This is a genomic window from Tumebacillus lacus, from assembly GCF_026410385.1.
Classification (GTDB): Bacteria; Bacillota; Bacilli; order Tumebacillales; family Tumebacillaceae; genus Tumebacillus; species Tumebacillus lacus.
This window is the reverse complement of record NZ_JAPMLT010000015.1, coordinates 1-22656: the sequence shown is the minus strand read 5'-3', so window position 1 is coordinate 22656 and position 22656 is coordinate 1. Positions and strand designations below refer to the sequence as shown.

At 57.3% G+C, this 22656-nt stretch carries 22 protein-coding genes, 1 tRNA gene and 2 rRNA genes; 2 read left to right on the top strand and 23 right to left on the bottom strand.

What is annotated here, in order from left to right; genetic code table 11:
- Positions 1-6: 6 nt before the first annotated feature.
- Together OS242_RS19050 and OS242_RS19045 are read right to left on the bottom strand one after the other, a co-directional pair.
- Positions 7-927: a M23 family metallopeptidase gene (locus OS242_RS19050; protein ID WP_267153289.1), complete on the bottom strand. Its 921-nt coding sequence runs from the start codon at positions 925-927 to the stop codon at positions 7-9.
- A gap of 18 nt (positions 928-945) precedes the next feature.
- The gene (locus tag OS242_RS19045; protein WP_267153288.1) at positions 946-2238 is read right to left on the bottom strand and encodes a TolB-like translocation protein; all 1293 of its coding nucleotides are present in this window, start codon (positions 2236-2238) and stop codon (positions 946-948) included.
- Between the two features lie 330 nt (positions 2239-2568).
- Between OS242_RS19045 and OS242_RS19040 the strand changes: the two genes are divergently transcribed.
- Complete coding sequence (locus OS242_RS19040) at positions 2569-2673, top strand: putative holin-like toxin (protein WP_267153287.1); 105 nt, start codon at positions 2569-2571, stop codon at positions 2671-2673.
- 172 nt (positions 2674-2845) lie between these two features.
- On the opposite strand, the gene lepB is transcribed toward OS242_RS19040, so the two are convergent.
- A complete protein-coding gene (gene lepB / locus OS242_RS19035) occupies positions 2846-3379 on the bottom strand; it encodes a signal peptidase I (RefSeq protein WP_267153286.1) in 534 nt (177 codons plus the stop codon).
- A 191-nt stretch (positions 3380-3570) separates the two neighbouring features.
- Here lepB and OS242_RS19030 point away from each other — a divergent pair, with 191 nt between their 5' ends.
- Positions 3571-3993 carry an RDD family protein gene (locus tag OS242_RS19030; protein ID WP_267153285.1) on the top strand — a complete coding sequence of 141 codons (423 nt, stop codon included), beginning with the start codon at positions 3571-3573 and terminating at the stop codon, positions 3991-3993.
- 66 nt (positions 3994-4059) lie between these two features.
- Here the strand turns inward: OS242_RS19030 and OS242_RS19025 are convergent, their stop codons facing one another.
- The 20 genes from OS242_RS19025 to OS242_RS18930 all read right to left on the bottom strand — a co-directional run.
- Positions 4060-4977, bottom strand: coding sequence for an ABC transporter permease (locus OS242_RS19025; RefSeq protein WP_267153284.1), 918 nt, complete (start codon positions 4975-4977; stop codon positions 4060-4062).
- Between the two features lie 10 nt (positions 4978-4987).
- Entirely contained in the window at positions 4988-5914 is a 927-nt protein-coding gene (locus OS242_RS19020; protein ID WP_267153283.1) for an ABC transporter permease subunit, read from the bottom strand.
- Positions 5911-6888 (bottom strand): ABC transporter ATP-binding protein, encoded by a 978-nt coding sequence (locus tag OS242_RS19015; RefSeq protein WP_267153282.1) that lies wholly within the window; start codon positions 6886-6888, stop codon positions 5911-5913. Before OS242_RS19015 ends, OS242_RS19020 begins: the two co-directional genes overlap by 4 nt.
- Positions 6885-7898, bottom strand: coding sequence for an ABC transporter ATP-binding protein (locus OS242_RS19010; protein WP_267153281.1), 1014 nt, complete (start codon positions 7896-7898; stop codon positions 6885-6887). The genes OS242_RS19015 and OS242_RS19010 overlap by 4 nt, the downstream gene beginning before the upstream one ends.
- Positions 7899-8202: 304 nt before the next feature.
- Entirely contained in the window at positions 8203-8490 is a 288-nt protein-coding gene (locus OS242_RS19005; protein ID WP_267153280.1) for a hypothetical protein, read from the bottom strand.
- Positions 8474-9232, bottom strand: a complete 759-nt coding sequence (locus tag OS242_RS19000; protein WP_267153279.1) for a nucleotidyltransferase family protein — start codon at positions 9230-9232, stop codon at positions 8474-8476. Before OS242_RS19000 ends, OS242_RS19005 begins: the two co-directional genes overlap by 17 nt.
- An 8-nt stretch (positions 9233-9240) precedes the next feature.
- The gene (locus OS242_RS18995; RefSeq protein WP_267153278.1) at positions 9241-10146 is read right to left on the bottom strand and encodes a pentapeptide repeat-containing protein; all 906 of its coding nucleotides are present in this window, start codon (positions 10144-10146) and stop codon (positions 9241-9243) included.
- A gap of 138 nt (positions 10147-10284) precedes the next feature.
- Positions 10285-11439, bottom strand: a complete 1155-nt coding sequence (locus OS242_RS18990) for an aspartate aminotransferase family protein (protein ID WP_267153277.1) — start codon at positions 11437-11439, stop codon at positions 10285-10287.
- A complete protein-coding gene (argB, locus tag OS242_RS18985) occupies positions 11436-12239 on the bottom strand; it encodes an acetylglutamate kinase (protein ID WP_267153276.1) in 804 nt (267 codons plus the stop codon). The genes OS242_RS18990 and argB overlap by 4 nt, the downstream gene beginning before the upstream one ends.
- 11 nt (positions 12240-12250) lie before the next feature.
- Positions 12251-13480 carry a bifunctional glutamate N-acetyltransferase/amino-acid acetyltransferase ArgJ gene (gene argJ / locus OS242_RS18980; RefSeq protein ID WP_267153275.1) on the bottom strand — a complete coding sequence of 410 codons (1230 nt, stop codon included), beginning with the start codon at positions 13478-13480 and terminating at the stop codon, positions 12251-12253.
- A 19-nt stretch (positions 13481-13499) separates the two neighbouring features.
- Entirely contained in the window at positions 13500-14540 is a 1041-nt protein-coding gene (gene argC, locus OS242_RS18975; RefSeq protein ID WP_267153274.1) for an N-acetyl-gamma-glutamyl-phosphate reductase, read from the bottom strand.
- 117 nt (positions 14541-14657) lie between these two features.
- A complete protein-coding gene (nfsA, locus tag OS242_RS18970) occupies positions 14658-15398 on the bottom strand; it encodes an oxygen-insensitive NADPH nitroreductase (protein WP_267153273.1) in 741 nt (246 codons plus the stop codon).
- Between the two features lie 563 nt (positions 15399-15961).
- On the bottom strand, positions 15962-17059 hold the full coding sequence (locus OS242_RS18965) for an ATP-binding protein (RefSeq protein ID WP_267153272.1): 1098 nt from the start codon (positions 17057-17059) through the stop codon (positions 15962-15964).
- 300 nt (positions 17060-17359) lie between these two features.
- The gene (locus OS242_RS18960) at positions 17360-18109 is read right to left on the bottom strand and encodes a VanW family protein (RefSeq protein ID WP_267153271.1); all 750 of its coding nucleotides are present in this window, start codon (positions 18107-18109) and stop codon (positions 17360-17362) included.
- A 205-nt stretch (positions 18110-18314) separates the two neighbouring features.
- Positions 18315-18797, bottom strand: a complete 483-nt coding sequence (locus OS242_RS18955; protein WP_267153270.1) for a cupredoxin domain-containing protein — start codon at positions 18795-18797, stop codon at positions 18315-18317.
- A gap of 167 nt (positions 18798-18964) precedes the next feature.
- Complete coding sequence (gene tkt, locus OS242_RS18950) at positions 18965-20983, bottom strand: transketolase (RefSeq protein WP_267153269.1); 2019 nt, start codon at positions 20981-20983, stop codon at positions 18965-18967.
- A gap of 66 nt (positions 20984-21049) precedes the next feature.
- Positions 21050-21934, bottom strand: coding sequence for a YitT family protein (locus OS242_RS18945; protein WP_267153268.1), 885 nt, complete (start codon positions 21932-21934; stop codon positions 21050-21052).
- A gap of 156 nt (positions 21935-22090) precedes the next feature.
- A tRNA-Leu gene (locus OS242_RS18940) sits at positions 22091-22177 on the bottom strand.
- 24 nt (positions 22178-22201) lie between these two features.
- Positions 22202-22318 (bottom strand): 5S ribosomal RNA (rrf, locus tag OS242_RS18935).
- A 213-nt stretch (positions 22319-22531) separates the two neighbouring features.
- Positions 22532-22656 (bottom strand): 23S ribosomal RNA (locus OS242_RS18930); the annotation flags it as partial.

The window sequence follows — 22656 nt, the reverse complement described above, 5'->3', positions numbered from 1 at the left end:
CGAATCTTACTGCACCGTGTTGGTGAAGTAGTCGTACGCGTACGCCGTCGCGTTCGGGTCGTAGTCCGGCTGAGCAAATTTGGGATTGTGAAACGCCCAATAAGGCTTGCCGGTGCTGATGACAGACGGGCGGTTGGCACGAACCATCCAGTGAATCGAGGTGCCGGCCGGGTATTTGCCTGTGAAGTTCAGCGTAAATTGGTTGCCGTTCTTGGTCGGCGTCGAAGCGGTCCATGTTGCCGTGCCCGCTTTGCGATGGAAGAAGGTGACGTCGGTCGCCGCCAACGTTTCCGCACCGCCGGAGTCATGCGCGTACGCATAGACCGAGCCCGTGTTGCTGTTGTACGTCGAGTAGGAGATAAAGTCGAGCTCCTTCCCGTAATCCCACGCCGCCACCGTGCGGTAATACGGCTCATTGCGCACCCAATAATCGGGCGTGCCGTCCGCGCCGGAGTCCTTCATCACGCCAAAGTGCGTATGTGCTGCATAGACCCCGCCTTCGTTGCCGGTCGACGCGATGCGCTGCCCTTTGGTGATCGCCGCTCCGTTCGCGACGTGAATGGCGGAGATGTGGTCGTATTTGATGTAGGCATTGTCATTTTTCAGCCCGTCGTTGTTGATGTCGAGGTAGACGATCAGGTCGTACGCGCCGATATTCGTATAGGTCACCCAGCCGTTCCAACTCGCATAGATCGACTCGCCGTAAGGAGCCCCGAGGTCGGTGCCGCGATGCGGGTTGGTGCCGTTGACGTTGCGCGGCTGGTTGAATTTCGAAGTGACGGTGAAATAGGTGCTGTGCGGGTTGCCGAGGTTGATCGTTCCGGCCCCCGTGGTCGTGCCGGTGAAGACAATCGAGTAGTCAGCCGCCAAAACGGTCGTCGGCGCGATGACAGTCAGAGCCAGTACTGAGGCGATCAGCTTTTTCATCTCTTCCATCCTCCCTTTTTAATTGACCGACATGAGCAGCGTCTCCGCCGTCAGATCTTTCAGGCTCTCCACCGGAACTACCAGTTGGTCGCCAGCAAACACGACTTGGCCGGTGAGCTGTTTGCCTGCCGGGATCGTCAGACGTTGCTCCGATTTGGAGGTGAGATCATAGACGACCAGCGACTGCGCGGCATCGTCGTTGCGCTGCACGTCGAACACGACGCGGGTGCCGTCTGCGGAGAAGTCCGCCATGTAGGAGCGCAGCACTTCGCCGTTCGACGCTTTGTAGAGCAGCTCCGATTTGCCGGTGAGGAGGGAGTGGGCGTAGAGTTTCACGTTTTCGCCTTGGCCCGTGGTGTAGAGCAGGGTCGCTTTGTCATCGGACAGCGCGACGTACTCGCCTTTTGCCGTCTCCTGACGCTGTTTGGTCTGCGGGTTGTAGCGGACCAGCGTCGCGTCGGGCGCGTTGTTGATCCAGCGGTACTCGGTCAGCAGGATCTCTCCGTCAGCCGTCCAGCCAAACGGTCTGGCCGCTGCCAGATCGCCGCCGCCGAGGACTTTGGTTTCCACGCCGGTCGCAACGTCGAGGACGTAGAGCGACTCCAGGCCCGGCTTGTCCGTCTCGTACGCGTCGCGGTTGGAGACAAACGCGACCTGTTTGCCGTCAGCCGACCAGACCGGCTGGGCGGCGAAGTAGAGCAGACGCTCGTGCTGGTGATCGTTGTGGTCGGTGGCGGCGTGCTGTTCTTTCATCAGTTGCACGCGCTTTTGATGATCGCCGACCGGTTTGACTTTCATCGTCTTGGTGTCGAGCAGGTAGAGGCCCGAGTTTTTCTCAAAGAGGAACTGCCCCTCCACCTGCGGGTTTTTGTGCAGTTTCGGCGTGGCCGAGCCCGGCTCTTCGGCGAACTTCTTGCCGTTTTGCGTGTCGTAGGACATGAGGTCGAGCACGACTTCTTCGCCGGACAGCTCTTCCGTGAAGGAGACGGAGTGGCGTTTGAGCGCCTTGTCCGCTTTGTTTTTTTGCTGGTCGAGACCCTTTGCTTTCACCTCAAACACTTTGCGATACGCATGGCGGTCTTCGGTGAGCGTCGGATTTCCCGCGAGCAGGCGGTTGAGTTCGTTCAGTTGCTTTTGCGTCGGCTGCGTGAGGACGACCATCTCTTGCCCCTCCTCCACCACCGTCACCGACGCCATTGCGAGCACGTTCCCGTACGACGACGTGGAAGCGCTCTGGCCCAAGCTCCCGAGCAATGCCCCGGCTGCCAGCACAGAGCCCGTCAAGACAACCCAAGTTTTCTTGCGCGACATGTTGGATGTACCTCCTGTTTTATCTAATATTTTCTGTTGTGGTGTAAATTTATAATGAAATATATGCGTCTGTCAATTATAATCTTTCAACATTAGTTGTACTTACATAGACAATGTAGGTGATGTACAAAATCACGCAAAAGGAAAATCAAAGAGAGCCCTCTTCATCTTAAGAAGAGGGCTCTATTCTATGAATGTATTTCCACTTTACTTAAAACTATAAAACTACTGGGCAAGCATAAACACGATTGCTATACTGATGCTTGTAACAACCAACAACTGAACACATTGGGTGCTCGTCTTTCCTCCGCATAAGGAGGTGAGGCACAGATGAAGAAGACTGACAACACCGTGTTGACCGTCTTGGCTCTCATGCTGCAATTCGGCATGTTTTTGATTGCCTTGCTCACGTTCGTCTTCGTCGTCTTGAAATAAAAAAGTAGCCACCCAATGGTTTCCTAGGCCCTTGGTGGCTACTTTCTCCCGATTGTACAACAGACGCGGAGGAATGCCCCAGGTCAGTTGTTACATGTGGAGCCGAGTATCACCCTCGGCTCCATTTGTTATTTTTATGCTATCACAACTCCGTCTATCCACGCAAGCGATCCTACTCCGAAAAACCCGATCCGATCTCGTCAAACGGGTACATTTTAAACTGCGCCTTGCCGACGATCTTTTCCTCTTCGACGAACGGGGTCGGCCAGAGGTGGGAGTCGAGGCTTTCGTTGCGGTTGTCACCGAGGAAGAAGAACTTGCCTTCCGGGACGGTGATCGGGCCGTATTGGTAGTTCATCTTTTCCTCGCGCAGGTACGGCTCGACGACCGGCTCTCCGTTGCGGATCAGCACGCCGTCGCGGATCTCGATGGTGTCGCCGCCTTTGCCGATCAACCGTTTGATGAACAGTTCCTCCGATCGTTCGTTCAGCGGCGGGTAGAAGACTACCACGTCGCCCACAGCCAAATCCTCTTGCGGATCGATCGCTTTGTTGACGCCGACGACATCGTGGACGTGCAAGGTCGGCACCATCGACTCCGACGGGATGTAGGCGGCGTTGCCAACGTATGTGCTGAACAGCAGCACAAAGACGATGACGCAAATCACAGACATCCATTCTTTCAAAAAGGTCCCCAGACGTTTCAAGGCTCTTCACTCCTTTGCTCACGTAACACACCCTTATACCCCCATCGTAACACAAACCGCCTCTTCAAAACTATGAATTATCTGTTACTTTCCGCACTTTTTGTTAAAACTTGTAATTCCCAATTGCTGGATAGTACTGTATTGTGCTATACTTATCCATGAAATAAATCTTTATTAATTTGGAGGCAAATATGACTAAGGCATCTTTTGGCATCCGTTTGGGTGCCCTGCTGATCGACTCGATCCTCGTGGGGATCATCGCCAGCATCCTGATCGGCATCTTCATGGTCGGCGCTCTGTCGGTCGACGGCACGGAAGAGGAACAACTGGTCGTGTTCCTGATCGGCTACCTGTTCGTCTTTGTCGCGGCTGCTCTGTACTCGGTGGTTCTGCCGGCGATCATGAACGGGCAGACGCTCGGCAAAAAAATCCTCGGCATCCGCATCGTCCGCAAAGACGGCGCACGCGTCTCCTTCGGACGTCTCCTGCTGCGTGAAGTCATCGGCCGTTGGGTCAACAGCATCACCTTCCTGATCGGCTACCTGATCGCGCTCGGCGAAGACAAGCGCGGTCTGCACGACTACATCGGCGGCACCATCGTCGTCAAGGCGTAGTGCAGAGAAGAAAAAGACCAACTTCCTTTCGCGAAGTTGGTCTTTTTTTCATGACTGTGTTTGCGTTTACCGGATCCCCCAGCGAGCGTCGTTGCGCTGGCGGATGCCTTCTGCCAGCAGATTGAAGGAGAGGATCGCAAACGACATCGCCAGCACCGGATAGAGCACCACCATCGTGCTCGTGCGGATGGCGCGGATCTGCGTCGCCATGTTGCCCGCCCATTCCTGCGCATATCTCATGCTCGGCGGACCGGCCTCGTTAAAGATCGCACCGCCGATAAAGATGTAGAGAAATCCGAGCTGCGTCACCAGCCATAACACCTGCGCGATCTCGCTGACGAACAGCACCAGCGTGTACGAAGACAGATGCGGCAGGAGGTGTTTGCGCAAGATGCGCCATCTGCCGCTGCCGATGGCCCGCTGCCCTTCCAGAAACGGAGACTGCATCAGCGTCTCCATCTTTTTGTGCAGGACGTTGGCCGACGGGAACAGCCCGACCAGCGCGGTCAGCAGGGCGAGCATGACGATGTTTTGCATCGGGGTCAGCGCGTCCGACAGGTTGAAGATCCCGGCCAGCAAGGCGACGAACATCACGGCCGGCACGGTGGTAAACGCCGTGGACAGCTTTTCGTTTGCCCAGCCGACGGTGCGCGGGAACATCGCGCACAGATACCCCAGCGGAAACCCGAACACGATGCGCACCAAAGCCACGACGACAGCAAACGTGACGGTCACTCTCGCGCCGAGCAAGAGGATCGAGAGGATGTCGCGGCCGGTGAGATCGGTGCCGAGGGGATAGTCTTTGGACGGCGGGAAGGGAGCCGACGCCATCTTCGGCGTGCCGTCCGGCATGGTGATCGTTTGAAACAAACCGAAGTGCTCCATCGTGTAGGGAGCCAGCAGCGGACCGAACAGGATGACGAACAGCAGGACCAGTGTCCCGCCGACGCCAAGGATCAGCGAACGATTCCAAGTCTGAGTCATTTGTCTCCCCTCACTTTCTCAAGGCCGGATTGATCCACAGCCGCAGGAGCCCTGTGGTGATATTGGTGAGAAACACGACGGCTGCCAGCACGATCAGCACGGTGGCCAGCATTTTGGCGATAAAGGGCACGCGCACGCTGTGCGTGAACAGGTTAGTGATGCCGACGATGTTGAACAGCCGCTCGACGATCAGGAGCGAAGAGGCGGCCACGGCGACCATCTTCGGCGTGACGGCGAGGATCGAGTCGCAGGCCGGACGCAGAATGTGCTTGAAAAAGAGGATCGAGTTGGGCAATCCTTTGGCCCGGGCGGTGCGCACGTATTCCTGAGAAGCGGCTTCCGCGCAGGCTTGCACCGTGTAGCGGTAGATGTAAGCGGCGATCGGCGTCGCCACGCAGGCGATCGGCAGGACCAGCGCGGGTCGGCCGGCGATCTCGACGACCTGAATGATCGGCGAACCGGCCCATTTGTCCAGTTGGATCGCCAGGTATTGGAGGACGAAGATGATCAGCAGGTCGGGCACGGAGAAGAGGATCTGATTGGACGTGCCGAGCACCCGTTTGGCCCACGCGGGCAAAAAGGCGGTGGCAGCCGCCAGCAGCACGCCGACACCGACGCCAAAGATCACGGCGGGGATCAAGGTGCGCACGGAGCGCTCGACCAGATTTTGCACGACGGAGAGCAGTCCGTTCGGCTGCGTCTCCATCCAGCGCAACCGCTGCGGGACCTCGCCGAGATCGCCTTTGACAAGACCGGTGACAAAGGAGGCGACCTCGCGTTGGTAGAGGCTCGCGTTAAAGCTCCAGGTGTCCTGCAGGCCCGGCTTGATATCCACCGCCATCGGCACAAAGGCGATCAAGGAGATCAACAGCGAGATCACCAGAAAGCCGATCAGATTGCGGCCGAGGGTCCAGCCGATCTTTGCCAGCGTTCTCATGCCGACACCCCCTTTTCGACGTAGTGGCAGGCGGTGAAATGCCCCTCCGTGATCTCGTCCAAAGCGGGCACCGACACGCGGCACAGCTCGGTGGCAACCGGGCAGCGGGTATGGAACGCACACCCGCTCGGCGGTTGGATCGGGCTCGGGACCTCGCCCTGCAGCACGATCCGCTCGCGGGCGACGGCCACCTCATGCTGCGGCACGGCGGACAGCAGCGCCTTGGTGTAGGGATGCGCCGTCTCGCCAAACACCTGCTCGGCGGTGCCCAGTTCGACGATTTTGCCGAGATACATCACGGCCACTCGGTCGGCGACGTGGCGGACGACAGACAGGTCGTGGGAGATGAAGAGATAGGACAGGCCAAATCGCTCCTTGAGGTCTTGAAACAGATTGAGCACCTGCGACTGCACCGACACGTCGAGCGCGGACACCGGCTCATCGGCGACGATCAGCTTGGGCTGCAACGTCAGCGCACGGGCGATGCCGAGACGCTGGCGTTGGCCGCCGGAGCACTCGTGCGGGTAGCGTTTGGCATAGGCGGGGCTCAGCCCGACGATGTCGAGCAGCTCCTCGACGCGGCGGGCGCGTTCGGCGCGGTCATAGAGGCCGTGAACTTCCATCGGCTCGGCGATCGCCTCTCCGATCGTCAGGCGCGGGTTGAGAAATGAATACGCGTCTTGAAAGACGATCTGCATGTCGCGGCGCAAAGTGAACAGCTCTTTTTTGGACAGGGCACGCACGTCGCGACCTTCAAAGCGGATCGAACCGGCCGTCGCTTCTTCGAGGCGGAGCACGGTGCGGCCGGTCGTCGATTTGCCGCAGCCGGACTCGCCGACGAGGGCGAGCGTCTCCCCTTTGCGGAGGTCAAAGGAGACGCCGTCGACCGCATAGACCGTGCCGGTGCGGCGAAACCCTTTTTTCAGTGGAAAATGCATCTTCAGATCGCGAACGGACAACAGCGGCTCGGTCATGCGCGTCGCGCCTCCTCTCGCCCGGTGGAGGTGTCGCCTGCGTACCAGCAGCGAGCCTGACGTCCGCCGCCGAGGGTGAGCAGGCTCGGCGCGTGTTGGCACTCGTGCGTCGCCTTCGGGCAGCGGGCCAGGAAGCGGCAGGCCGCGCCCCACTCGGACGGCGGCGGCACTTGGCCGGGGATCTGGTAAAATCGCTCCTGCTTGGTATCGAGGCGCGGCGTGGCGGCGAGCAGAGCCTGCGTGTACGGATGCGCCGGGTCGTGGAACAGCTCGCGGGTGCGGCCTTCTTCGATCACTTGGCCCGCGTACATCACGATGACCCGCTGGCACATCTCGGCGATCACTCCGAGATCGTGAGAGATCAGGATCATCGCCATGCCGTTTTCTTTTTGCAAATGGTGTAACAGTTCCAAGATCTGCGCCTGCGTCGTCACGTCGAGCGCGGTGGTCGGCTCGTCGGCGATCAGCAGGTCCGGCTCACAGGAGATCGCGATGGCGATCATCACCCGTTGGCGCATGCCGCCGGACAGTTGGCTCGGATATTCATCAAAGACGCGCTCGGGCGCCGGGATGCCGACTTTTTGCAGCAGTTCCAGGCCGCGCTTGCGAGCCTGTTTTTTCGAGAGGGCGAGATGGTAGCGCATGCCCTCCATGATCTGGTTGCCGACCGTGTAGTACGGCGACAGCGAGGTCATCGGGTCTTGAAAGATCATGCCGATCCGTGCCCCGCGCACTTTGTTGCGGTCGCGCTCCGGCAGTTCGAGCAGGTCCTCCCCGTCAAAGCCGATCCGCCCCCCGGTCACCGCCGCGCTGTCGGGCAAAAGTCCCATCACCGCCAGCGACGACAGCGTTTTGCCGCAGCCCGACTCACCGACGAGACCGAGCGTCTCCCCTTTTTGCAGCGTGATCGACACGTTGTCGATCCCCGGAGTGAGCGGGAGATCTTTGCTCTTTTTCTCTAGTTTGCGAAACGCGATGCTCAGATCGCGCACTTCCAACAGATGCCCCACATCGTCCCCCACCTTTTTTGTGTCTCTATTCTCGTTATTTTCTAATGTTTCTGACACTATGGTCGCCACGATGGTTACAGCCGTTTCAGGGACAGAAAAAAATCCCTCAAGCAGTGACTTGAGGGATTAGACTTAACAATCGAATAACACATCTTCACAATCCCGTTTGAGGTATACCCCGATTATCACGCAACCACCTTCATCATTCCTAATGGAAAAAGCGTGTAGGAATAATCTACACACTTTACCTTCAGGAATGTTTATTTAGAAACGAAACATTCATTATCTATGCAATGTAGAGAACCTACTTCACCATTTGTTTGAGCGACTCAATTTCACCTTTTAGGAAAATGTAACTGTTCAGAGTGCCATCGGGAGTTTGGTTGCTCTTATCAGAGATGTAGTTAAGTTTTCTCCTGATATCATTGCATTTGCTTACTACCTCTGCCTTTTTATTGTTATCCTCCAATAATGCAGTGATTCTAACCAAGACTCTTTCTAATCTTGTTCTAAAAACATATGGTCTTAGATTACCCGACTCAAGAACAGTATCGATTTCATTCAGGACAACTTCTCTATCTTTGATCATCATTCCCAACTCCCCTTTCTTTTTCGATTTTCAATGCAACATTGAGCAGTGATTCGATCTTCAACAACCACTCTCTTACATAAAGCTCTTTATCGATATCCGAAATATGGGTCACCACTCCATATCCCCTTGTTTCCATTATACGATATTTATAAAGTTCCTCATACTCCCCCAAACTAAACGGAAATTGGGCTCCGAGGAATTTCAAACATTTTTCCACACATGTAATTCTTCCAAAATCCAACTCGCCAAACAAATAACTAATCGCAATACATGTGTTTCGGGCTATTGAAGCAAGAATTGATAAATCATATCCCAAAGTAAGCGAATCTCTTTCCAAGGAGCTTTCTATATCTCTACACACCTCTAGATAATCAGTAAGGTTTTCTCTTGTTTTATTATATGGTGGGAGGTCCGTAAAGACCTTCTCTAAGAAACCATTTTTCGAAAAAAGAATCTTGCCCTCTGTTTTCACATGCCAAAGAAAATAGGAGCCATATCGGTGCATGTCTATTATTGATGACTTTCGATACAAAGAAACCCAATGATACGGTACGTTGAGTTCCTCGATTATTTTTGCTTTGTAGTCAATTAGGCTCTGCTCATCACAATCTTCAACAACGATAAGCAAGTCAATGTCACTATTTTCATCATTGTCACCTCTTGCAACCGAGCCAAACAAACAAATCGCCTCAATATCAGTTGCCAAACGATACGTTTCACCTAACACCGAAAACTGTATCATTTTAACCACTACCTCCTATTGATAAATCTGAACAAGGCAGCAACAAAGAACCCCATCAAAACCACTCCTAAGACTCCTTCTATAGCGGTGATTAATCGGACAAATGCATTGTTAGTTGTGAAGTCAGAAGTAATCGTTATGAAGTTGCAGAAGCTTAGATATAAACTTTCTGAGAAGTCTAGAGATTTTGCAGCAGCGGTTGAACTATTAGCTTCTTTAAAAACATCCACTTGAGCATAATAAATTACCGAAAAAATAAGTATAACTGAAAGTATCACAATAACAAGGTGGCTAATTTTTTCACCATACCCCCAAAGATACTTTGACATTTTGCTTTTTGTGAACTTAAATAGGCCAAGGAACCGATCTACCGTGTCATACTTGTCCTTGTACCACTTCCCCCTCTGTATTACCATGTCCCAATAATGCTCTTCGCTCGATTTCATTTCTTCAAAAAAATATTTCCTATATTGTTCTGAATCGCCAGAACGCAAACTTTCAAGCGCAAGGTTTGTACACATTTTCCACCTAATATTAGACGGAACCGGGAGAGAGCCAATAAGTACATCATAATCAATGTAGCAATTCTCAAACGTTGAATACCTCATATCGCACCCAACCAAGGTAATATCATCAAAAACACAATCAATAAATTTGCATCCAGTAAAGAGTGTTGCCTCAAAGTAAGTTCTTCTGAAATAGCATCCAATAAAAACACAGAATGATAGGTTGCTTGCAATAAAACTAGATGATTTAAACGACATGTTTGCAAATGTCGAATGGTTAATTACGAAACGCTTTGCTTTTAAATCCTTATCCGGTCTCTGGTCAACAAACAACTTTCCTGATATTGGAGTATCTTTTTCTACAGATAAAATATCAAAATTATGACGACCCGCAAGGTATTGTTGCACTTTTTCTCCCTCGTTTCTTCAAGAAACTCCTTGAGTTGTTCGGTCAGGCGCACCCTTTAGACTCTATTATACAGAATTTCTAAAAAAGGTTCTCTCGATAGTATTTTTCGAGAGAACCTTTTTTGAAATCCTACTACCTTAATCCGCAAGCGCTTCCTGCAACAGTTGCATCATCAGATCGATATCCGCCTCCGTCACCGTCAGCGGCGGCAGGAAACGCAGGGTCTTTTCGCCGGCGGTGAGGACGAGCAGGCCGTATTCGAGGCACTTGCTCACCAAAGGGCCCGCCGGACGATCAAAGAGCAGGCCGCGGATCAGGCCGTGTCCGCGTTGCGACAGGATGAAGTCGTGGGCAGCGACCAGCTCGTCGAGGCGCGATTCCAAATAGGCGGCCATCTGCTGCACGTGCTCCAGCAGGCCCTCCTCGGCGATGGTGTCGAGCACGGCGTTGGCCGCCGCCATCGCCAGCGGGTTGCCGCCAAATGTGGAGCCGTGCGTCCCGGGCGTGAACGCGGCGGCGACGTGCTCTTTGGCGAGGATCGCGCCGACCGGGACGCCGTTGCCGAGCGCTTTGGCCAGCGAGACGATGTCAGGCAGGATGCCCGCTTGCTCGAAAGCGAACAGCGTGCCGGTCCGCCCGATGCCGGTCTGCACCTCGTCGATGAGCAGCAGGATGCCCTTTTCATCGCAGAGCGCGCGCAGCCCTTGCAGGAATTCACGACCCAGCGGCAGGACGCCGCCTTCGCCTTGCACCGTCTCGACGAGGATCGCGCAGGTCTGGTCGGACAGCGCCGCTTTGATGGCGTCGAGGTCTTTCTCCACATAGCGGAAACCCGGCATCAGCGGGGCGTATCCCTCTTGAAATTTTGGTCTTGGCGTCGCCGTCAGCGTCGCCATCGTGCGACCGTGGAAGCTCTCGTGGAGGGTGAGGATCTCGTATTTGTGCGAGCCGTATGTCTCCGTGCTGTATTTGCGAGCCAGTTTGATCGCCGCTTCGTTGGCCTCCGCGCCGGAGTTGCAGAAAAAGGCGCGGTCGAGCCCGGAGAGCGCAGTCAGTTTACCAGCGACTTGCTCCTGCAGCGGGATCTCGTACAGGTTGGACGTGTGCAAAAGCGTCGCCGCTTGCTCCGCGATGGCGCGGGTCACGTTCGGATGCGCGTGGCCGAGCGACGTGACGGCGATGCCGCTGGTGAAATCGAGATAGGCGCGGCCGTCCGCGTCGTAGAGGTGAATGCCCTCCCCTTTGACAAACGCAACAGGAAACCGTCCGTATGTCTGCATCAAGTGTGTCATCTCGCCAACTCTCCCCCTCGAATGATCGTGCCGCCGCCCCGCCCATCCAACGCTTCGTGGAGCAAGGCGTGCGGGTCGTTGCCGTCGATGATGTGTACGTGCGCCGCCCCGTGCCGGAGCGCTTCGAGGCAGGCCTCGACCTTCGGGATCATTCCCCCGGAAATGGTGCCGTCGGCGATCAGGTCGGCGATCAGCGCCGGAGTCGCTCCCGGCAACAGTTCCCTGCCTGCCTCCGTCTCGTGCAGGATGCCGGGCACGTCGGTGAGCAGATACAATTTTTCCGCTTCCAGTGCCCCCGCGATGGCTCCTGCCGCGCTGTCGGCGTTGATGTTGTAGATCTGGCCCTGTGCATCGACGCCAAGCGGTGCGATCACCGGAATGAAACCGGCGGCGACGAGCGCGTGGATCAGCGTGACGTTGACCGCTTCCACCTCGCCGACAAAGCCGAGGTCACCTCCTGAGTGGTGCTTTTTCTGCACCGTCAGCAGGCCGCCGTCGACGCCGGTGATCCCGACAGCCGCAGAGCCTGCCGCTTGAAACGCCGCGACGAGCCGTTTGTTCATGTCGCCGCCCAGCACCATCGCCGCCACTTTCAGCGTCACGTCGTCCGTGACCCGGTAGCCGTCGAGAAACTGTGAGCGGTGCCCGAGCTGTTCCAGCAGCGAGGACATCGCCTTGCCGCCGCCGTGGACGACGACCGGCTGCAATCCTTTTTTGTGCAGCTCGATGATATCGCCGATCACCGGATCGGGTGATCCGTCGGTGCGGATCGTCGAGCCGCCGTATTTAATGACGAGCATGTTCTCTCACCTCACGTCCGGTAGCTGGCGTTGATCCGCACATAATCATACGTCAGGTCGCAGCCGTATGCGGTCGCCGCATGATCGCCTTGGTGCAGATCGACGGTGATCGTCACCGGATCGCCGAGCAGATATTCTTTCGCCGCTTCTTCGTCGAAGAGGAGGCCCATGCCGCCTTCCGCCACTTGGATCGAGCCGAGCCAGATGTCGACGCGTGCCGGGTCGAACGGCGCGCCGGAGTAGCCGGCCGCCGCGAGGATGCGACCCCAGTTGGCATCGGCGCCGTAGACGGCCGTTTTCACCAGAGAAGAGCCGATGATCGATTTGGCGATCTGCGACGCGATCCGTTCGCTGGCCGCGCCTTGCACGATCACTTCGATCAGCTTGGTCGCGCCTTCGCCGTCGCGGGCGATGTCTTTCGCCAGCTTTTCCGAGACATAGCGGAACGCAGCGGCAAATTCCTCCCATTGCGGATGTTGTTCGCCAAGCGGCGCATTTCCCGCCAGTCCGTTCGCCATCACCAGCACCATGTCGTTGGTCGACGTGTCGCCGTCGACGGTGATGCGGTTGTAGGTCTGGTCGGTCGTGCGGCGCAGGAGCGTTTGCAGCGCGGCCGGTTCGACGGCCGCGTCGGTGGTGACAAACGCCAGCATCGTCGCCATGTTCGGATGGATCATCCCCGAGCCTTTCGCCGCGCCGCCGAGCGTGACGAGGCGGCCGTCGACGGTCAGTTGGACGGCGATCTCTTTGGAGCCGGTGTCGGTGGTGAGGATCGCTTGGGCAAAGTCCTCGCCGCCCGCCACGCTCAGTTCCTCCGTTGCCTGGGAAATGCCCGCCAACAGCGGCACCATCGGCATCTGCACCCCGATCACGCCGGTCGACGCGATGGCGACCCCATGCTCCGGCAGGCCGAGTTCTTGGGCGGTGTGGTTGCGCATCGTCAGCGCGTCCGCCTCTCCTTGTGCGCCCGTGCAGGCGTTGGCGTTGCCCGAGTTGATGACGATCGCCTGCAGGTACGGGACCTCTTTCAGTTGCGCCTCATTTTGCGTAACACACGCGGCCCGCACGAGGTTGGTGGTAAATACGCCTGCCGCAGCGGCCGGCACTTCCGAGACGATCAGGGCGATGTCTTTGCGTTTCTTCTTGATCCCGGCGTGCAGACCGGCCGCTTTGTATCCTTGCGGTGCGGTGACGGTGCCTTTTTCCAGGACGGTGAAGGTCTGTTGAATGATCAGGCTCATGCTGGGCTTTCCTCCTCCACTATAGGTACACGGGCACGGAACGCAGTCCGGTCGTCTGGTCGATGCCCGCGAGAATGTTTACATTTTGCACCGCTTGCCCGGCCGCGCCTTTGACGAGGTTGTCGATGGCGGCGAGCACCGTCACGCGACGGGTGCGCGGGTCGACGTGCAGGCCGATGTCGCAGTAGTTGCTCGCCGACACATCGCGCGTCTGCGGATAGCGGCCCACCGGATGCACGCGCACAAACGGCGCATCCCGATAGAAATCTGCATACAGGGCCAGCAGATCGTCGGTGGTCTGCTCCACTGTCAAGTTGGCGTAGGAAGTCGTCAGGATGCCCCGGTTCATCGGCACCAGATGGGTCGTGAACGTCATCGTGACCTCCTTCCCCGTCCGGCTCTCACGGGTGAGAATGCGCTCGATCTCCGGGGTGTGCTGATGAGCACCGACTTTGTACGCTTTGAAATTTTCGTTCACTTCCGCGAAATGAATGCTCGGGTGCATCGCCTTGCCCGCACCGGTCACTCCCGATTTGCCGTCGACGATCAAGGTCGCCGGGTCGATCCATCCGTTTTGCATCAAAGGCACGAGCGAGAGCAGCGTCGCTGTCGGGTAACAGCCCGGATTGGCGACCAGTTGCGCGTTTGCGATCTCGGCCGCGTACAGTTCCGGCAGTCCGTAGACCGCGCTCGCCAGCAGATCGTCTGCCGGCGGTGTTTTTTTATACCACTCTGCGTATAGGTCCGACGGCAGACGATGATCGCCCGCCAGATCGATTACGCGCAGCCCGGCCTGCAACAGCGACGGCACGATCTCCCGCGACAGCCCGGCCGGAAGCGCCGTCAGCGCCACGTCGGCCACCTCCGCGATTCGCTCCGCCTCCACACGCTCCAAAACGTGCGGCACGATGTCGGTCAAATGCGGATACACATCCGCGATCTGCACATCCGCCTGCGAGTCTGACGTCACAGCGGTCAATTCCAACTCCGGGTGCTGCGCCAACAGCCGCACCAGTTCCAATCCTGTATATCCGGTCGCTCCCAAAACAGCGATTTTCATCTCTATGCTCACCTCTGTGTATCGATATCCACAAGATATGAATGATTATACATGCATATGTATGAACTTGCAATCAAAAAAAAGAGAGCCATCTCGTCGATGACTCTCCATGCGGCTTTATTTGTCAAATTCGAATCCTTGCTCCCGTAAAAAGGCGGCCATATGCTCGCGAAGGGGCTGTTTAAATTTGTCTGCGATCCCTTTCGACCAATTGGTATCGACTTTGCCGCCTGTCCGCTCCCGATAATACTGCCGGGTGATCTCATCGTATGCCTCGATCTCCTGACGGGTCTTGGCCGCGTCATATGTATGTTCATGATACACGGCGCTGGTGGCGAGACGCGGGCGGATGTCCGGCTCTTGGTCCGGGTAGCCGACGCACATGCCAAACACCGGGTACACCAGTTCCGGCAGACCGAGCAGATCGCGGATCTCCCGGGGGTTATTGCGCACGCCGCCGATGTAGACGATGCCAAGCCCCAGCGACTCGGCGGCCACCGCTGCGTTTTGGCTGGCAAGGGCAACGTCGATGGTGGCGACGAGCAGGTTTTCCATCGTGCCGGAGACCATGTCCGCGCCCTGCATCTCGCAGGCTTGTTTGTTGCGGTTCAGGTCGGCGCACCAGACGAGAAACAGCGGGCATTGCTCGATATAGACTTGGTGTCCCGACAGCGCGGCCGCCTGTTTTTTCTGATCCGGGTCGGTCACGCCGATCACGCTGTACGCCTGCACGTTGCTGGACGTGGACGCCATCTGAGCGGAGAGCAGGATCGCGTCGAGAGCGTCCTGCGGGATCGGATCGGGCTTGTATTTGCGAATCGATCGGTGCCGGGTGAGTTGTTGGATGGTTGGATTCATGCGGTACACCTCCTGCTCCCTATTGTAGCCGATCGGCTGGCAAAAGTATGGTACTTTAGAGGGAAACGAAGAAGGAGGGGAATACGGATGAATGTGAAAATTCGTCGCGCAAGGCCGGATGAATGGCTGGCGTTGCACGCGCTCGCCATGCGCTCGAAAGCGCACTGGGGCTACGATGCGGACTTTCTGGCGATGTGCGAGGAAGACCTCAAGCCGACGCCCGCACGGATCGAGGACTCGCTCACGTTTGTGCTGGAGGCGGACGGCGAGCTGGCCGGGTATTATTTGCTGACCCCAAACGGTGAGCAGAGCGTCCTCGATGCGCTCTTTCTCGATCCGGCGAAGAATCGGGAAGGGACATGGCAAACGGTTATTTGCCCATCTGCTCGACGAGGTCTGCTCGCTTGGCATCACGCGGTTTCCGTTCGATGCCGATCCGTACGCGGAGGCCTTTTACGCCAAAATGGGCGCTGTCCGCATCGGAACCGCTCCTTCGAGCGCGATCCCCGGTCGCCTGCTGCCCTTGATGGAGATGCGGGTGCCCCCGCGTGCGCAGAGCTGATCTACCGCACCGGCAACCGGACTTCAATCGTCGTGCCGACGTTCAGTTCACTTTGGACGCGCAGTTCGCCACCGTGGTTTTCGATGATCTTTCTGCTGACCAGCGATCCGAGCCCCGTCCCTTTTTCCTTGGTCGTGTAAAACGGTTCGCCAAATGCGGCGACGCGCTCTTTCGACATCCCGCAGCCGGTGTCGGCAAAGCGCAGGAGCACCGCATCCGATCCGTCTTGCCTGATGTCGACAGCGATCCGGCCGCCTTTTGGCATCGCTTCGATGGCGTTTTTCAGGAAGTTGTGAAACACCTGTTTGATCTGCGCCGGATCGCAGAAGAGCAACGGCAAGTCGGACGCCGTCGTGACGACGATCTCGATGTTGTAGAGCACCGCCTGTGTGTTCAGCAACGAAACCGCTTCGTCGAGAAGCAGCGTCAGGTCGTACGTGGCAAACCGGTCCGCTTGCGGCTTGGCGAGCATGAGCAGTTCGCCGAGGATCACTTCGATCCGGCCCAGTTCGGCCATCATGATCGACAGGTACTCCTCGCTCTCCCGCTTGTTGACCGCCATCAGCTGCAGAAACCCTTTCAGCGAGGTGAGCGGGTTGCGGATCTCATGGGCGAGACCGGCCGCCACTTGACCGGCGATGGAGAGCTTTTCCGAGCGGAGCAACCGTTGCTCCGCCTGTTTGATCTCAGTGATGTCCTTGGCGATGCCGTGCGCCCCGACGATCTCGCCGTCGATCCAGATCGGCAGGCAGATCATCTGCAGATGCACGACGCGGCCGTCGCGGCGGAGGATGCTCGTCTCGAACTCCTGCGACTTCCCTTGCAAGCCTTCCGCAAAATATCCGTCCACGCGCTCCAGTTCGTCCGGCATAATCAGCATCCGGTACGTCATCCGGGTGTATTGCGCTTCGCTCCAGCCGGTCAGCCGCTCAAACCCGGCGTTGGCGCACAGAAAGAACCCTTCCGGATCCATCGCATAGATCGCATCCGGATGCATCTTGAATAATGATTTATAAAAATCAAAGCTGGTCTCCAAATGCTCTTTCAACCGGAGACGGTTCGCCTGTTTGTCAGAAGACGAAATGTCAAAACGTTCCACGTTGACCTCCTGTTTCTTTAGAGTTTCAACACTCTTTGACTATTTCGCCATAGTTGTTTGATTCCCTTGGAACAACTCGCAAAAGAGAAAGACTCGCCGTCAGCCCCGCCTCCGCTGACGGCCGTGACAACCACATGTGTTGCCTCCATCCTGAGTCTTGCGCAATCGCCCGCTCGGACACGCCGCCGACCGACAGACCGCTCAGCCGACAGCGGCGCTGTCAGGCGCGTCTTCCCGCTGTTGTGGGTTGCAAGAAGGAGACTATTCGGGCGGCTTGCACCGTATGCGAGACAGGCGTTGTTACTGGGGCGGGGCCGGCAGCGCGTGCAGTTTGGCGAAAACGAGACCCTTGTCGATATAGGTCTGGATGCGCACCGGCACCTCGCGCGAATTGACAAAGCGGAAGTCAAGCTCCGGATACGACACGGTCGCATCCATCCCCGGCGCGACATAGCCGACCGGCAGGGAGTGCGTGTAGCGTTCGGTCACTTGCAGACCGGCGCGCAACACGCTGTTATACAGTGTCGAAGAAACCTGACAGATCCCGCCGCCGTAGCCTTGTTGATATTCTTTGCCGACGATGACGGTCGCCAATTGCCAGCCGCCGCTCGGCAGGTTGGAGTCCCCGAGCGTTTCATTAAAGGAGATCTCCTCCCCTGGCATCAGGATGCGACCGTTCAGTTTTTCGTTGGCGAGCTGAATGTTTTTCACCCGCCCCTCTGCGCTGTGTCCGGCCAGTGACGTTTGGAACGAGCCGATCTCCGTCCCCGGCGCGGTCGGCAAGGTGGCGAGGTATTCCTGATAGCGCTTGATTCTCTCCAGCCGCAGCTCTTCTTGATGCGCCAGCCGCTGTTCCCGCAGTTTGGCAGGCTCCAGATTGGGGTCTGCCTTGAGCGGTTGCACCGCGCTTGGAGCCGGAGCGCTCGCCGCTTTCGCCGGCAACGAATCCAGCACCCCGCTCTGGACCAGCGCATACCCGACGACCAGACCCGCGACAAACAAACAGATCATGCTGAAGAGTCCGATCAAAATTTTGCTCATTTTCCCCATGTGTTGCCCCTCCATCCCCATTCCACATCTTCAACATCTTATTCATATGGAAAGACGTGGAAGAACTTGTCTATGTTTCATGGGTCGAAGAAAAAGGGCGGGAAAAGAAAAAACATGCGAATCGGACCCGACGCGGGATCGGCGATTCGCATGTTTGGCGTTGTTTTCTGTCGTGGTGCTGTCGTACTGTTGATGCGAAAGTCGATTACTCGACGACTTTCAGCGTGGTCTTCATTTTCATGTGACCGGTGCCGCACGCCAGGGAGCACTCGAGGGTGAGGTCGCCCGCTTTGTCCGGGGTGAAGGTCACGGTTTCTTCTTTGCCAGCCATCGCGTGGACGTTCTTCACGCTGGTACCCGGGATGGTGACGCCGTGCATGCCCGCGCCTTCCGCTGCGGAGACGACCAGTTTAACCGGTTGGCCGACTTTGACTTCGGTCTTGTCCAGTTCCCATTTGAAGTCTTTGAGCGCGGTCAGTTTGACCACTTGCTCGGTGCCGGTCGCAGCCGGGGTTTCGGTTTTAGCCTTATCGGTGCTGGTCGAAGTCGAACCAGAGTTGGTGTTGGTGTTGGAAGACGTGGTTTCGGTCGCCTTGTCGGTGGTCGCTTCCTTGTCGGAACCACAGCCGGTGACGATCATGCCTACAGCGACAGCAGTCGCGGTGAGAAGAGCAAACGATTTTTTCATCTTGTTTCCGCCTCCTTCTTTATATTTCTATCTTACACCCGATTTCGCCGCTTCGAAACGTGAAAATCGCACCAAGAATGAACGATTTGTGAAGGAAATCACATATCAGTAAAAACGTAAAAAAAGCCCCCGGAAATGGGGGCCTTTCTTTTATCGATCTGTCTGACTCATGCGTTTGCGTGGAGCGTTTGGTGCGCCAGTGCGACCACATTTTCGGTGGTAAATCCGTACTCGGCCATGACCTTCTCCCCCGGTGCGGAGGCGCCGAACGTGGAGATGCCAAGGATCGCGCCTTTGTCTCCGGTGTAGCGTTCCCAGCCGAACGGGACGCCCATTTCGATGGCGAGACGCGCTTTGACGTCCGGCAGCAGCACGGAGTCTTTGTAGTCTTGCGATTGGCGTTCGAAGAGGTCCATGCTCGGCATCGAGACGACGCGGACGGCGATGCCTTTGTCGCTGAGCTCGTGGTACGCCTTGACTGCGAGGGAAACCTCGGAGCCGGTCGCGATGAGGATCAGTTGCGGTTTGGCGCCGTTTTGCGGATCGAGCAGGACGTACGCGCCTTTGCGGACGCCGTCACGCGCTTTTTCAGCGGAGCCCGGCAGGACCGGCAGTTTTTGACGGGTCAACACCATTGCGACCGGCAGCTGGCCTTGCTCGATGGCGAAGCGATACGCTTCCGACGTTTCGTTGCCGTCGGCCGGGCGGATCACGTGAACGTCCGGCATGACGCGCAAGGCGGCCAGATGCTCGACCGGCTCGTGAGTCGGGCCGTCTTCGCCGACGGCGATCGAGTCGTGGGTGAGCACGTAGATCACCGGCTGCTTCATCAGCGCGGAAAGTCGCAAGGACGGGCGCAGGTAGTCGGAGAAGACGAAGAAGGTGCCGCCGAACGGGATCAGACCGCCGTGCAGAGAGATGCCGTTCATCGCAGCTGCCATCGCGTGTTCGCGGACGCCGTACCAGATGTTGCGGCCGCTGTAGTCCTCTTTGTGGAACACGTCGAATCCTTTGAGGTTGGTGTTGTTCGACGACGCGAGGTCAGCCGAGCCGCCAAACAGGGTCGGCAGGTTTTTCGCGATGCCGTTCAGAGCCGCGCCGGACGTTTCGCGGGTGGCTTGAGCAGCGGAATCAGTGGTGTAGGTCGGGATGTCTTTGTCCCAGCCCTCCGGCAATTCCCCTTTCATCGCGCGGGAGAACTGAGCGGCCAGTTCCGGATATTCGTTTTGATACACAGCGAAGCGGTCGTTCCACTGCGCTTCTGCTTGCGCGCCTTTTTCTTGAACGGAGGCAAAGTGTCGGGTCGCCTCTTCCGGTACGTGGAACGGTTCGTGCTCCCAGCCGTACGCTTGCTTGGTCAGGGTGGTTTCCTCTGCACCCAGCGGCGAGCCGTGCGCGTCTTTTTTGCCCGATTTGTTCGGGGAGCCGTAGCCGATGATCGTGCGTACTTCGATCAGGGTCGGGCGGGAGGTTTCCGCTTTGGCTTCGGCGATGGCGTTGTTGATCGCTTCGACGTCGTTTCCGTCCTCGACGCGCAGGTAGTGCCAGCCGTATGATTCAAAGCGCTTGTGGACGCTCTCGGTGAAGGCGAAGGAGAGTTGGCCGTCGAGGGAGATGTCGTTGCTGTCGTAGAGGACGACCAGTTTGCCAAGGCCCATGTGACCGGCCATGGAAGCCGCCTCGGCTGCCACGCCTTCCATCAGGTCGCCGTCGCCGCAGAGGGCGTACGTGTAGTGGTCGACGATGTTATGGCCATCGCGGTTGTAGGTCGCCGCGAGATGAGCTTCTGCCATCGCCATGCCGACTGCCATCGCAATGCCTTGTCCGAGCGGACCTGTGGTCGCTTCGACGCCTTCGGTGTGACCGTATTCCGGGTGGCCCGGGGTTTTGCTGCCCCATTGGCGGAATCGCTTCAGTTCGTCGATCGGCAGGTTGTAGCCGTAGACGTGAAGCATGGAGTAGAGCAGGGCCGATCCATGACCCGCAGAGAGCACAAAGCGGTCGCGGTCCACCCATTTCGGGTTGGCCGGGTTGTGGTTCATCTGTTTGGTCCACAGGGTGTAGGCCATCGGAGCCGCGCCCATCGGCAGGCCGGGGTGACCGGATTTTGCCTGTTCGATCATGTCGATCGACAGGGTGCGGATGGTGTTAATGGCGAGTTGATCTACCGGGTGATTGGCGGTCATGCGTAACTACCTCGTTTCCATGTAAGATATTGTCGCGAACAGGTGTGATTCAGTGAGACACATTCATTATGTATGGGTTTGCTCAGGAGTCATTTCTCCCTGTGCACGGGAAAATCCTTCGCCGAGCACTTCTTGAACATCGGAGACGATGACAAAAGCGCGTGGGTCAAGGGCGCGGACGAGCTCTTTTAATCGCGAGACTTCGCTCTGGGCGACGACGGTCATCAACATGGGGCGTTCGGCGCCGGTATAGCCGCCAAATGCAGGCAGTTCGGTGCAGCCCCGGTTGAGATGGTGCAGGATGGCGTCGCGCACGACGGTGCGGTCGGCGGTGATGATATAGGCGATTTTGTTGGTGCCGACGCCCTGTTGGACGAGGTCGATCGTTTTGCCGGTGATATACAGCGAGATCAAGGCGTACAGGACGCGCTCGATGCCAAAGATCAGACCCGCTCCGGCGATGATCGCGCCGTCGATGAAGAGCAGCGTTTGTCCGGCCGTGACGCCGGTGACGCTCTGCAAGAGTCGGGCGGCAAGATCGGTTCCCCCGGTGGTTCCCCGGCCCCGGAACACGATGCCAAGCCCTGCGCCGAGCAGCAGTCCGCCGTAGATGCAGGCGAGCAACGGGTTCTCGGTGAGGGGATGGAGTTGCAGCGGAGCGGTGAGTTGGAGGAACAAGGTGACGGCGATGATGCCGTACAGGGTTTTGATCGCAAATTCGTGGCCGCCGAGATAGCGGTAGCCCGCCCAGAAGAGCGGGATGTTGATCACAAGTGAGGTGATCGAGATCGGGAATTGGAACAGGTGATACAGTAAGATGGCGATGCCTGATACGCCGCCGGTCACCATTTTGTTGGGGACGAAGACCCAAGTGATGGCGAAGGCGACGAGGAGGGAGCCGATCGTGATGAACAGATAGTCGAGGATGAGGCGTTTTTGATGCTGGGTCATGGTTCCACCTTTTCTGGGCTGTCTGGTACTAGTATGTGCAGGGGGGTCTTAATGATGAAGTATATCACAAAAAATTGTGTGGGTGTGGAGATAAGAAAACCGCCCATGCGACGGGTTGGGTCACGTGGGCGGTTTTCTTTGTGCTGTTTGGTTGGTTGGTGCGGTCAAGAGGACTTGAACCTCCACAGGGTTGCCCCTACAAGAACCTGAATCTTGCGCGTCTGCCAATTCCGCCATGACCGCATGCTGCTTGTGCAGGTACTGCACGCCCCGCGACGACCTACTCTCCCAGGACCCTGCGGTCCAAGTACCATCGGCGCTGGAGAGCTTAACTTCCGTGTTCGGGATGGGAACGGGTGTGACCTCTCCGCCATTGTCACGAGACGTTTTTTGATTGCTGGGTGGTCCGAGCGGCCGGGGTATCCCTTGCCCCGCTCAAACACGTTTTGGCAAAACCGACCAAAACAACTCGCTCCTCCAAGGGACACCCCAACCGCTCGGGCGGGCGTCAGGTGCAGGACGGGTTGGTTTGGGAGTTTGGTGTTCCCTGAAAACTGGATGCGAATGTTATATGAGGCGGGCTTGCGCCCATTGGCTTAGGATAAGCCCTCGACCTATTAGTACTGGTCAGCTGAACGCCTCACGGCGCGTACACCTCCAGCCTATCAACCTTGTCGTCTACAAGGGGTCTTACCACGTTGACCGTGTGGGAAGTCTTATCT